This is a genomic window from Variovorax sp. P4_B10, assembly GCF_056402375.1.
Window position 1 is genome coordinate 1 of sequence record NZ_JBFUHN010000133.1, and the last position, 11,354, is coordinate 11,354.

Sequence of the window (11,354 nt, forward strand, 5' to 3'; positions counted from 1 at the left end):
GGCCTCCTCCTTTATTTCGCTGCGCAGAGCACACCATCGGCGTGATCGTTCGGAGCACTGGTTGATCGGCTCGCACAAGCGCTGCGTCCATCGTGCACAGGGCACCGGGTGCTCCCCGCAGCGAAATAAAGGAGGAGCGAAGCGGGGGACATTCGCGGAGGGGAGCACCCGGTGTCCTGTGCACGCACCCCGAACAACAGCACCCCGGTCTTCGTGCCAGTTTCATGCAATCCTGCAACTCGACGTGCAAATCGCCGATTTCGGCAAAGTTGCCATCGAACGGATCGTTGATTGACTGCTGCGCAGTCGTTTGAAAACTTTGTCTTAATCCAAGGAGACCTTTCATGTCCGAATCCATCGTCATCGTCGGCGCCGCCCGCACCCCCATGGGGGGCTTTCAAGGCGACTTTTCTTCCCTCTCCGCGCACGACCTCGGCGGCGTCGCCATCAAGGCGGCCGTCGAGCGCGCCGGCATCGCGCCCGACAGCGTGGGCGAAGTGCTGTTCGGCAACTGCCTGATGGCAGGCCAGGGCCAGGCCCCGGCGCGCCAGGCGGCCTACAAGGGCGGCCTGCCCGACAGCGCGGGCGCGGTCACGCTCAGCAAGATGTGCGGCTCGGCCATGAAGGCCGCGATGCTCGCGCACGACCTGCTGCTGGCCGGCACGCACGAGGTGATCGTGGCGGGCGGCATGGAGAGCATGACCAACGCGCCCTACCTGATGCTCAAGGGCCGCGGCGGCTACCGCATGGGCCACGACCGCATCTTCGACCACATGATGCTCGACGGCCTCGAGGACGCCTACCAGCCGGGCCGCTCGATGGGCACCTTCGGCGAAGACTGCGCGGCCAAGTACAAGTTCACCCGCGAGCAGCAGGATGCCTTCGCCATTGCCAGCGTGCAGCGCGCCAAGGCGGCCACCGAGTCCGGCGCGTTCAAGGAAGAGATCGCGCCCGTCACCGTGAAGGGCCGCGGCGGCGACACCGTGATCGCCATCGACGAAGGCCCGGGCAAGGTCAAGCTCGACAAGATCCCCACGCTCAAGCCCGCGTTCAAGAAAGAGAACGGCACCATCACCGCCGCATCGAGTTCGTCGATCAACGACGGCGCCGCCGCGCTGGTGATGATGACCGAGTCGCACGCGAAGAAGATCGGCGCGAAGCCCATCGCCCGCCTCGTCGGCCATGCCACGCATGCGCAGCAGCCCGAGTGGTTCTCCACCGCCCCCGTGGGCGCGGTCGCCAAGCTGTTCAAGAAGACCGGCTGGGCGGTCAAGGACGTAGACCTGTGGGAAGTGAACGAAGCTTTCGCGGTGGTGCCGATGGCGCTGATGCACGAGCTCGACGTGTCGCACGAGATCGTCAACGTGAACGGCGGCGCGTGCGCGCTGGGCCACCCGATCGGCGCGAGCGGCGCGCGCATCATGGTCACGCTCATTCATGCGCTGAAGGCGCGCGGCAAGAAGCGCGGCGTGGCCACGCTGTGCATCGGCGGCGGCGAAGGCACCGCCGTGGCACTCGAATTGCTATAAGAAACATGGCCGGGAGCGCCCGAGGGAGGGCTGCTCGCCGGCGTTTTCGAGCCAGACATTCCAACAACATTGCGTAGAGCAGGAGATTCCATGCGCCCATCCATCCACCGCACCGGCCTGGCCGCCGTGCTCGCCGCCGCCTTCCTGGCGCCTGCCGCCAGCTGGGCGCAGAAGCGCGACAACGTGCTGTTCCAGGCGGCCACCGACGAGCAGCCCGCCGTCGTCAAGACGCTGGAGAAGCTCGTCAACATCGAGACCGGCACGGGCGACGCCGAAGGCATTGCCGCCGCCGGCAACTACCTCGAAGGCGAACTCAAGACCCTGGGCTTCACCGTCACGCGCAGCAAGTCGGCCGGCCTCGCGGTCGGCGACAACATCGTCGGCAAGCTCAAGGGCCGCGGCGGCAAGAACCTGCTGCTGATGTCGCACATGGACACCGTGTACCTCAAGGGCACCCTGGCCAAGGCGCCGTTCAAGGTCGAAGGCGACAAGGCCTACGGCCCCGGCATCGCCGACGACAAGGGCGGCAATGCGGTCATCCTGCACACGCTCAAGCTGCTCAAGGACTACGGCGTGCGCGACTACGGCACCATCACCGTGCTGTTCAACACCGACGAAGAAAAGGGCTCCTTCGGCTCGCGCGATCTGATCCAGGAAGAGGCCAAGCTGGCCGACTACGTGCTCTCGTTCGAGCCGACCAGCGCCGGCGACGAGAAGCTCTCGCTCGGCACCTCGGGCATCGCCTACGTGCAGGTCAACATCACCGGCAAGGCCTCGCACGCGGGCGCCGCCCCCGAGCTGGGCGTGAACGCGCTGGTCGAGGCCTCCGACCTCGTGCTGCGCACCATGAGCATCGACGACAAGGCGAAGCACCTGCGCTTCAACTGGACCATCGCCAAGGCCGGCAACGTGTCGAACATCATCCCCGCCAGCGCCACGCTGAATGCCGACGTGCGCTATGCGCGCAACGAAGACTTCGATGCCGCCATGAAGACGCTCGAAGAAAAGGCCCAGCAGAAGAAGCTGCCCGAGGCCGACGTCAAGGTGATCGTCACGCGCGGGCGCCCGGCCTTCAATGCCGGCGAAGGCGGCAAGAAGCTGGTCGACAAGGCCGTGGCCTATTACAAGGAAGCCGGCGGCACGCTGGGCGTGGAAGAGCGCAGCGGCGGCGGCACCGACGCAGCGTATGCCGCGCTCTCGGGCAAGCCGGTGATTGAAAGCCTGGGCCTGCCGGGCTTCGGCTACCACAGCGACAAGGCCGAGTACGTCGACATCAGCGCCATCCCGCGCCGCCTGTACATGGCCGCACGCCTGATCATGGATCTGGGCGCCAATAAGTAAGCAAGCAGACAGAAAAAAGAAGGAGACACGCCATGCTGCTCAGTGCCGACCAGGAAGCCATCCGCGACGCGGTGCGCGATTTTTCGCAGGCCGAACTCTGGCCCAACGCGCCGAAGTGGGACCGCGAGCACAGCTTTCCGAAGGAGGCGCACCAGGGCCTCGCGGCACTCGGTGCCTACGGCATCTGCGTGCCCGAGGAGCATGGCGGGGCGGGTCTCGACTACCTCACGCTCGCGCTGGTGCTCGAAGAAATCGCAGCCGGCGACGGCGGCACCAGCACCGCCATCAGCGTGACCAACTGCCCGGTCAACGCCATCCTCATGCGCTACGGCAACGCACAGCAGAAGAAGCAGTGGCTCGAGCCCCTCGCGCAAGGGCAGATGCTCGGCGCCTTCTGCCTCACCGAGCCGCAGGCCGGCAGCGATGCATCGAGCCTGCGCACCACGGCGCGCAAGGACGGTGATGGCTATGTGATCGACGGCGTGAAGCAGTTCATCACCAGCGGCAAGAACGGCCAGGTCGCCATCGTCATCGCGGTGACCGACAAGGGCGCGGGCAAGCGCGGCATGAGCGCCTTCATCGTGCCCACCGACGCACCCGGCTACAGCGTGGCGCGGCTGGAAGACAAGCTCGGCCAGCACAGCAGCGACACCGCGCAGATCAACTTCGACGGCTGCCGCATCCCGGCGGAGAACCTCATCGGCGCCGAGGGCGAGGGCTACAAGATCGCGCTCGGCGCGCTCGAAGGCGGCCGCATCGGCATCGCCGCGCAGAGCGTGGGCATGGCGCGCAGCGCGTTCGACGTGGCGCTGGCCTATGCCAAGGAGCGCCAGGCCTTCGGCGGCTCGATCTTCGAGCAGCAGGCCGTGGGTTTCCGGCTGGCCGAGTGCGCGACGCAGCTCGAAGCTGCGCGACAGCTGATCTGGCACGCCGCAAGCCTGCGCGACGCCGGCAGGCCGTGTCTCAAAGAAGCCGCCATGGCCAAGCTGTTCGCGAGCGAGATGGCCGAGCGCGTCTGCAGCGCTGCCATCCAGACGCTGGGCGGCTACGGCTACGTGAATGACTTTCCGCTCGAGCGCATCTACCGCGACGTACGGGTGTGCCAGATCTACGAAGGCACGTCGGACATCCAGAAACTGCTGATCCAGCGCGCGCTGGCGTGAGCGGCGTGCGCCGTCGTCGGCTGCCGGCGATCCGGATCGCCGCGGCGGTCCTGCTGCTGGCGCTGGCCGTCTGGACGGCCGTCATCGAACCGCGCTGGGTCGCGGCGCGCGTCGAGTCGCTGAGCTCGGCGCAGTGGCAGGCGCCGGCCGGCCTCAAGGTGGCGATGGCGGGGGACTGGCACCTCACCACGCGCTCGCTGTGGCGTATCACCAGCGCGGAGCGCGCCGCGCGCATCGTCGACGAGATCAATGCGGCACGGCCCGACGTGATCCTGCTGCCGGGCGACTTCCTCGCGGGCTCGGGCGACGACGAGGCGTTTTCCATCGAGGACATGGCTGCCGTGCTCGGCCGCCTGAAGGCGCCGCAGGGCGTGTACGCGGTGCTCGGCAACCACGACTGGTGGCACGACGGCGAGCGCACGGCCAAGGCCTTTTCCGCGCAAGGCATCCGTGTGCTCGAGAACGCTTCGGTGCGCTTGCCGGGCCATGACATCTGGGTGGTCGGCATCGGCGACCACTCGACCGGCCATTCGGAACCGGACAGGGCGCTGGCCGGCGTGCCGAAGGGCGCCGCCACGCTGGTCATGATGCACGACCCCTTCAGCTTCGCGACCATGCCGCGCACGCAGGGGCTGGTGGTCGCCTCCCACACGCACGGCGGGCAGGTCAGCGTGCCGGGCTATGGCGCGCTGGTGGTGCCGGGCGCCGCGCCGCGCGAGTGGGCCTACGGCTGGGTCGCGCACAAGGGCAAGCGCATGTACGTGACCAGCGGGCTGGGCGTGAGCATCCTCCCGGTGCGTTTCAACATGCGGCCCGAGTGGGTGATGTTCCAGTAGGGGCGTTTTCGTTCCGTGTCATCGGTTTCGATGACAGACAGGCCGGCGCCGACGGCGCAGCATGGCGATCTCTTTGTCGGAGGTCCTTGCCATGTCCATTTCCAAACCCGTTCCCTTCGCCCTGACCCTGCTGTGCCTGGGCGCCCTGGGTCCCGGCGCGCATGCCCAACCCGCCGTCCCGGACATCGCCACGCTCACGGCGACGGATGCCGTGCAGCAGCTCTGCGCCGGCACCCTGGGCAGCGAGCAGCTGGTGACGGCCTACCTCGCACAGGCCAAGGCGAAGGCGAATCTCAACGCCTTCGTCACGCTCGACGAGGCCGGCGCGCTGAAGGCCGCGCGTGCCGCCGATGCAACGCGCAAGCGCGGCGGGGCCTGCAAGCCGCTGGCCGGCCTGCCGGTGGTGATCAAGGACAACATCCAGGTGCAGGGCCTGCCCGCCACGGCCGGCACGCCCGCGCTCAAGGGCTTCGTGCCCGCCACCGACGCGCCCGTGGTCGCCAGGCTGCGCGCGGCCGGCGCTGTCATCCTGGGCAAGACGAACATGCATGAGCTGGCCTTCGGCGTCACGGGCTACAACCCCGCGTTCCAGACGGGCCCCGAGGTCGGCGTGCGCAACGCCTACGACGCGAGCCGCGTCGCGGGCGGCTCCTCGTCGGGCAACGGCGCGGCGCTCGGCGCGCGCATGGCTCCGGCGGCGCTGGGCACGGACACGGGCGGCTCGGTGCGCATTCCGTGCGCGTTCAACGGCTGCGCCTCGCTGCGTCCGACCATGGGACGCTATGCGCAGCAGGGCATCGCGCCGATCTCGCACACGCGCGACACCGCGGGACCGATGGCGCAGTCGATGGCCGACGTCGCGCTGCTCGACCGCGTGATCGCGGGTGGCGCACCGCTCAAGCCCGCCGACCTGAAGCGCGTGCGGCTCGGCGTGGTGCCGGCCTTCTACGCGAACCTCGACGCGGACACACGCGCCGCCACCGATGCCGCGTTGGCCAAGCTGCGCGCCGCCGGCGTCACGCTGGTGGATGTGGAGATGCCGAAGCTCATGGCGCTCAACGGCGCCGTCGGCTTCCCGCTCGCGCTCTACGAGGCGCACGACGACATGGTGGCCTACCTCGCGAAGTACCGCACCGGCATCGACATCGCGCAACTGACGGCCGGTATCGCAAGTCCCGACGTCAAGGGCACCTTCGAAGCCTTCGTGATCCCGCGCAAGCTGCCCGCGCCGAACGGCGTGGTCGATGCGAAGCCTGCCTATGACAACGCGATGCGCGTTGCACGCCCCGCGCTGCAGAGGCTCTACCGCGACACCTTCGCGAAGAACAGGCTCGATGCGCTCGTCTTCCCGACCGTGCCGCGCGTGGCATTGGCGGCCGCGCCCGAAGCCAGCAGCCCCGAGAATTTCGGCGCGCTGATCCAGAACACCGACCCTGGCAGCAACGCCGGCATTCCGGGCGTGCAACTGCCCTCGGGCCTCGGTGCGACGAGTGGACTGCCTGTGGGGCTGGAACTCGACGGACCGGCCGGCAGCGACCGCAAGCTGCTCGCCGTCGGCCTCGCGGTGGAAGGCGTGCTGGGCCGCCTGCCGGCGCCCAAGGCGAAGTAGGGCGCCCCTGCCGGGTCAGCGCTTGGCCAGGCCGGCCAGCGCCGACCGGCGCTCGATGCCGAGCTTGTCGAAGATGCGCCGCAGGTAAGTGCGCACCGTGGGCACGCTCACGGCCATGCGGCGCGCGATCTCCTTGTCGGTGAGGCCTTCGCACACGGCCCGCGCGACCTCCTGCTCACGCGTGCTCAATGCGCGCCATGCCGCTTCGGCGGGCATCGGCACCGCAGCTGCCGTGCGCTGCGCACGCTGCAGCGCGCCGACGAATGCGGGCTCGATCAGGTCGAGCAGTGCTTTCTCGTGATCGCCGAAGTCACCCCGCCCCTTGCATCGCCAGATGCGCAGATCGCCCAGCGCACGCTCGCCTTCGAAGGCATGCAGGTTCATGCCCCAGTGCAGCCCGTCGCGCGAGAGAAAGTCGGTGAAGAAGGCGGTGCGCATCAGTTCGCGCTGGGGCATCACCTCGGTCACCCGCGTGGCGCGGCGGCGCGACTGCAGCACGAAGGTGATCGGGTCGTGGTGCTGGTGCCATTCGCCGTAGCGGTCGAGATTGGCGGGGTCCATGTTGAGCGCCACGCGGCCGTCGAAGCGGCCGCTCCGGGCGTTCCATACGAAAGAGGCGAACTGGTCCGCATGCAGCAGGTCGAGCAGCGCCCGGCCGAGTTGTTCGCGAATGTCGCGTTCGCCGCGGTCTTCCGCCAGCAGCGTGAAAACGCCGCGCAGCGCGTGCTGTTCGGAGCCTGTCAGGTACATCGCCGCCTCGCTCTTCTCGTGTGCCGAAGTAAGGCTAACGTTTAGCAAGCGCCGCGCCAAGGGTGGATGTCCGGGGCCCGGAAGGCCGTCGCCGGCAGTCCCCTGAACGGCCCCGGGGTTGCCCCATCGGAGGGATGCCCGCGAGGTGTTCCAATAGGGGTCTCCATGAGCGCCATCGATCCCACCACCGGACCTTGCCCCTGCGGCCGCACCGACCGCCGCGACAAGCCCATCGGCTACGCCCTGTGCTGTGGCCGCTATCTCGACGATTTCGAGAACACGCCCGCCCCCGACGCCGAATCGCTGATGCGTTCGCGCTATTCGGCCTTCGTGCTGGAACGCGCCGAATACCTGCTCGCCACCTGGCATGCGTCGAAGCGGCCGGCCTCGATCGAGTTCGAGCCGGGCGTCAAATGGCTGGGGCTCGACATCCGTTCGCGCTCCGTGCTCGATGCCGACCATGCCGAGGTCGAATTCGTGGCGCGCCAGCGCAGCAGCACGGGCACCGCCACGCGCCTGCACGAGCGCAGCCGCTTCGTGCGCGAGGGCGAACGCTGGTACTACCTCGAAGGCGACTTGCAACAACCCGTGGGTTGACGCACCGGGCTGCGGCCCGCACAATCAGCCCCGCTCCGGGGTGTACACATGTGGTGTGCTGAGATGGCAAAGCTGCCGACCCGCGAACTTGATCCGGGTCATACCGGCGTAAGAAGAGCTGCACTCCCTGACTCCGGTCCCGTCACCCACCTTCCGTGACGGCCCAAAGTCCACCGAGCGATTGCGGAGCACCCTTTCCCTCAACAAGGAGTGCCCCGATGAATGCCCCCGACAAGTTCACCTCCCTGCTTGCGCTCACGCGCGAGCCCTTTCCCGCGTCGCACAAGTGCCTGATTCCGGGCAGCCGGCCCGATCTCAACGTGCCGGTGCGCGATGTCCTGCTGACCAACGGCGAAACGGTGTCGCTCTACGACACCTCGGGCCCGTACACCGACGCCAAGGTCGAGATCGACGTGCGCCGCGGCCTGCCCGACGTGCGCGGCGCATGGATCGCCGAGCGCAACGACACCGAAAGTTACGAAGGCCGTTCGCACCAGGCGCTTGACGAAGGCCTGAAGCACGCCCACGACCACGACGCCCAGCGCCTGGCCGAACTGCGCGCCGGGGCCTCGGCGCTGCAGCGCACGCCGCGCCGCGCGAAATCRGGCGCCAACGTCACCCAGATGCACTACGCGCGCCGCGGCATCGTCACGCCCGAGATGGAATACGTGGCGCTGCGCGAGAACGGCAAGCGCGAATGGATGGCCGAGTACCTCGCGAACGAGGAGCGTGCGAAGCGCGTGGCCGGCAACCCCATGGGCGCGAGCATTCCGCGCATCATCACGCCCGAGTTCGTGCGCGACGAGGTGGCGCGCGGCCGCGCGATCATTCCGGCCAACATCAACCACCCCGAAGTCGAGCCGATGGCCATCGGCCGCAACTTCAAGGTCAAGATCAACGCCAACATCGGCAACTCGGCGGTCACCTCGAGCATCGAGGAAGAAGTCGAAAAGCTCGTGTGGGCGATCCGCTGGGGCGCCGACAACGTGATGGACCTGTCGACCGGCAAGAACATCCACACCACGCGCGACTGGATCGTGCGCAACTCGCCGGTGCCCATCGGCACGGTGCCGATCTACCAGGCGCTCGAGAAGGTGGGCGGCGTGGCCGAAGACCTGACCTGGGAGATCTTCCGCGACACGCTGATCGAGCAGGCGGAGCAAGGCATCGACTACTTCACCATCCACGCGGGCGTGCGCCTGCCCTTCATCCACCTGACGGCGGACCGCATGACGGGCATCGTGTCGCGCGGCGGCTCGATCATGGCCAAGTGGTGCATCGCGCACCACAAGGAGAGCTTCCTCTACGAGCGCTTCGAGGACATCTGCGACATCATGAAGGCCTACGACGTGAGCTTCTCGCTGGGCGATGGCCTGCGCCCCGGCTCGGGCGCGGACGCGAACGACGAAGCGCAGTTCGCCGAGCTGCGCACGCTGGGCGAGCTCACGCAGATCGCGTGGAAGCACGACGTGCAGACCATGATCGAAGGGCCGGGCCACGTGCCGATGCACATGATCCAGGCCAACATGGACGAGCAGCTCAAGCACTGCCACGAGGCGCCGTTCTACACGCTCGGCCCGCTGACCATCGACATCGCGCCAGGCTACGACCACATCTCGAGCGCCATCGGCGCTGCGATGATCGGCTGGGCCGGCACCGCGATGCTCTGCTACGTGACGCCGAAGGAGCACCTGGGCCTGCCCGATCGCGACGACGTGAAGCAGGGGATCATTGCGTACAAGATCGCCGCGCATGCGGCGGACGTGGCCAAGGGGCACCCCGGCGCCCGGTCGCGCGACGATGCGTTGAGCAAGGCGCGCTTCGAGTTCCGCTGGCAGGACCAGTTCAACCTGGGTCTCGACCCCGACACCGCGCGCGAATTCCATGACGAAACCTTGCCCAAGGATTCGAGCAAGGTGGCGCATTTCTGTTCGATGTGCGGGCCGAAGTTCTGCTCCATGAAGATCACGCAGGAGGTGCGGGAGTACGCGGCGAAGAAGGGCGTGGCCGAGGCGGAAGCCATGGCTGAAGGGATGGCGCAGAAATCCAGGGAGTTCATGGCGGGCGGCGGCGAGATCTACATCCCGATCCAGCCGGTGTCCTGAGTTGGCCCGGGGTCATTGCTACCATGGGGGAACTCCCCCCGAACCCTCCAGCGCAATGACCCCATTCCCCTTCGCCGCAGTCCTCTTCGACTGCGACGGCGTCCTCGTCGACTCCGAACCCATCACCAACCGCGTCCTCGCCGAAATGCTCGGCGAACTCGGTTGGCATCTCAGCACCGAAGAATCGATGAACACCTTCACCGGCAAGGCCGTGAAGGACGAAGCCGCCCTCATCGAATCGAAGACGGGTTTCACCATCACCCCCGAGTGGCTGAGAGCATTCAGGGCCCGCCGCAACGAGGCCCTCGAACGTGACCTCGCGGCGATCCCCCATGCCCCCGCGGCCATCCGCGAAATCCACGCGAAGCTGAAAGGCCGCATCGCCTGCGCTTCGGGCGCCGACCGCCACAAGGTCGAGCTGCAACTGGCCAAGGTCGGCCTGCTCGACTGTTTCGAAGGCCGCATCTTCAGCGGCCACGAAATGCCGCGCTCCAAACCGCACCCCGATGTATACCTGGCCGCCGCCGAAGCGCTGGGCGTCGATCCGAAACGCTGCGCCATCGTGGAAGACACGGTCACCGGTGCGATGGCGGGCGTGGCCGCGGGTGCCACGGTGTTCGGCTACAGCACCGGCGAATCGGGCCACAGCGGCCCCGGCCCGCTGCTGAGCGTCGGCGCCGTGCAGGTGTTCAGCGACATGACCGAATTGCCCGCGTTGCTTTCGGGCTACCGCCTGCAGGCGGCCTGAGTTTCTGGTGCAATGGCAGGCACCACCCACCGAGCAGGCACCAAGGAGACCGTTCCGATGACTTCCGAATACAGGACCGAGCAACCCGACCGCACCGAGATCGACGCGCTCTCGGGTCCTGCCGTGGTCGAGTTCGGCACCAACTGGTGCGGCATCTGCAAGGCCGCGCAGCCGAACATTGCCGAGGCTTTTGCCAAGCATCCGGATATCCCGCGCATCAAGGTCGAAGACGGCAGCGGGCGCCCTCTGGGTCGCTCGTTCAACGTGCGGCTCTGGCCCACCCTGGTGTTCATGCGCGACGGCAAGCAGGTCGCGAAGCTGGTACGGCCGGAAGACAGCCAGTCGATTGCCGATGCGCTGGCGTTGATTGCGCAGCCGGTCTGAGGTCTGATTCCGGATTCCGTCGATTCGCGGCGTGGGTGCGCTGTTCAGGGCGCGATCCCGCCGACGGCGTGCTCTGCTCCGCGAATGTCCCCCGGCGCGGCCTAGGTGTGAAGAGTCAAGAGGTTGTTGCGTGAATTCGAGAGCCGAGACATAGGAGGCTGGCAGCCGATGCCGTGATGGGGCCGGTGCCAGTTATAGAAGTGATTCCAGACCGGCAACGCAGCTCGGCGTTGATCCGAGCTGGCATATGCACGGCCGTAGGCCCATTCGCGTAACGCTGACTGGATAAAGC

Annotated in this window: 11 protein-coding genes and 1 riboswitch; of the genes, 9 read left to right on the plus strand and 2 right to left on the minus strand. The window is 67.6% G+C overall.

What is annotated here, in order from left to right:
- Window positions 1–344 precede the first annotated feature (344 nt).
- From AC1DXX_RS32105 to iaaH, 5 genes are all read left to right on the plus strand, one after another.
- Window positions 345–1,529: an acetyl-CoA C-acyltransferase gene (locus AC1DXX_RS32105; RefSeq protein ID WP_478138247.1), complete on the plus strand. Its 1,185-nt coding sequence runs from the start codon at window positions 345–347 to the stop codon at window positions 1,527–1,529.
- Window positions 1,530–1,619: 90 nt separating this feature from the next.
- Window positions 1,620–2,870, plus strand: coding sequence for a M20 family metallopeptidase (locus AC1DXX_RS32110; RefSeq protein WP_478138248.1), 1,251 nt, complete (start codon window positions 1,620–1,622; stop codon window positions 2,868–2,870).
- 32 nt (window positions 2,871–2,902) lie between these two features.
- Window positions 2,903–4,033, plus strand: coding sequence for an acyl-CoA dehydrogenase family protein (locus AC1DXX_RS32115; protein ID WP_157616067.1), 1,131 nt, complete (start codon window positions 2,903–2,905; stop codon window positions 4,031–4,033).
- A 5-nt stretch (window positions 4,034–4,038) separates the two neighbouring features.
- Window positions 4,039–4,869 carry a metallophosphoesterase gene (locus AC1DXX_RS32120; protein ID WP_478138249.1) on the plus strand — a complete coding sequence of 277 codons (831 nt, stop codon included), beginning with the start codon at window positions 4,039–4,041 and terminating at the stop codon, window positions 4,867–4,869.
- A 91-nt stretch (window positions 4,870–4,960) separates the two neighbouring features.
- Window positions 4,961–6,478 (plus strand): indoleacetamide hydrolase, encoded by a 1,518-nt coding sequence (gene iaaH / locus AC1DXX_RS32125; protein WP_478138250.1) that lies wholly within the window; start codon window positions 4,961–4,963, stop codon window positions 6,476–6,478.
- Between the two features lie 15 nt (window positions 6,479–6,493).
- Here the strand turns inward: iaaH and AC1DXX_RS32130 are convergent, their stop codons facing one another.
- Window positions 6,494–7,228 (minus strand): helix-turn-helix transcriptional regulator, encoded by a 735-nt coding sequence (locus tag AC1DXX_RS32130; protein ID WP_478138251.1) that lies wholly within the window; start codon window positions 7,226–7,228, stop codon window positions 6,494–6,496.
- A gap of 165 nt (window positions 7,229–7,393) precedes the next feature.
- On the opposite strand from AC1DXX_RS32130, the gene AC1DXX_RS32135 reads away from it, so the two are divergent.
- The 4 genes from AC1DXX_RS32135 (at window position 7,394) to AC1DXX_RS32150 (ending at window position 11,062) form a co-directional block, all read left to right on the plus strand.
- Entirely contained in the window at window positions 7,394–7,825 is a 432-nt protein-coding gene (locus AC1DXX_RS32135) for a YchJ family protein (RefSeq protein ID WP_478138252.1), read from the plus strand.
- 26 nt (window positions 7,826–7,851) lie between these two features.
- Window positions 7,852–7,957: riboswitch (TPP riboswitch) on the plus strand.
- 86 nt (window positions 7,958–8,043) lie between these two features.
- Window positions 8,044–9,930, plus strand: a complete 1,887-nt coding sequence (gene thiC, locus AC1DXX_RS32140) for a phosphomethylpyrimidine synthase ThiC (RefSeq protein ID WP_478138253.1) — start codon at window positions 8,044–8,046, stop codon at window positions 9,928–9,930.
- 55 nt (window positions 9,931–9,985) lie between these two features.
- Window positions 9,986–10,678: an HAD family hydrolase gene (locus AC1DXX_RS32145; protein WP_478138254.1), complete on the plus strand. Its 693-nt coding sequence runs from the start codon at window positions 9,986–9,988 to the stop codon at window positions 10,676–10,678.
- Between the two features lie 57 nt (window positions 10,679–10,735).
- Window positions 10,736–11,062 carry a thioredoxin family protein gene (locus AC1DXX_RS32150; RefSeq protein ID WP_478138255.1) on the plus strand — a complete coding sequence of 109 codons (327 nt, stop codon included), beginning with the start codon at window positions 10,736–10,738 and terminating at the stop codon, window positions 11,060–11,062.
- A gap of 101 nt (window positions 11,063–11,163) precedes the next feature.
- Here AC1DXX_RS32150 and AC1DXX_RS32155 read toward each other — a convergent pair.
- The coding region (locus AC1DXX_RS32155) for an integrase core domain-containing protein (protein ID WP_478138256.1) at window positions 11,164–11,354 on the minus strand (191 nt) is incomplete at its 5' end.

What these genes read in the sequence shown, in the direction of transcription:
- AC1DXX_RS32130 (WP_478138251.1), bottom strand. Translation starts at nt 7,228, where the DNA reads ATGTACCTGACAGGCTCCGAACAGCACGCGCTGCGCGGCGTTTTCACG.
- iaaH (WP_478138250.1), top strand. Translation starts at nt 4,961, where the DNA reads ATGTCCATTTCCAAACCCGTTCCCTTCGCCCTGACCCTGCTGTGCCTG.
- AC1DXX_RS32145 (WP_478138254.1), top strand. Translation starts at nt 9,986, where the DNA reads ATGACCCCATTCCCCTTCGCCGCAGTCCTCTTCGACTGCGACGGCGTC.
- AC1DXX_RS32110 (WP_478138248.1), top strand. Translation starts at nt 1,620, where the DNA reads ATGCGCCCATCCATCCACCGCACCGGCCTGGCCGCCGTGCTCGCCGCC.
- AC1DXX_RS32135 (WP_478138252.1), top strand. Translation starts at nt 7,394, where the DNA reads ATGAGCGCCATCGATCCCACCACCGGACCTTGCCCCTGCGGCCGCACC.
- AC1DXX_RS32115 (WP_157616067.1), top strand. Translation starts at nt 2,903, where the DNA reads ATGCTGCTCAGTGCCGACCAGGAAGCCATCCGCGACGCGGTGCGCGAT.
- AC1DXX_RS32105 (WP_478138247.1), top strand. Translation starts at nt 345, where the DNA reads ATGTCCGAATCCATCGTCATCGTCGGCGCCGCCCGCACCCCCATGGGG.
- AC1DXX_RS32150 (WP_478138255.1), top strand. Translation starts at nt 10,736, where the DNA reads ATGACTTCCGAATACAGGACCGAGCAACCCGACCGCACCGAGATCGAC.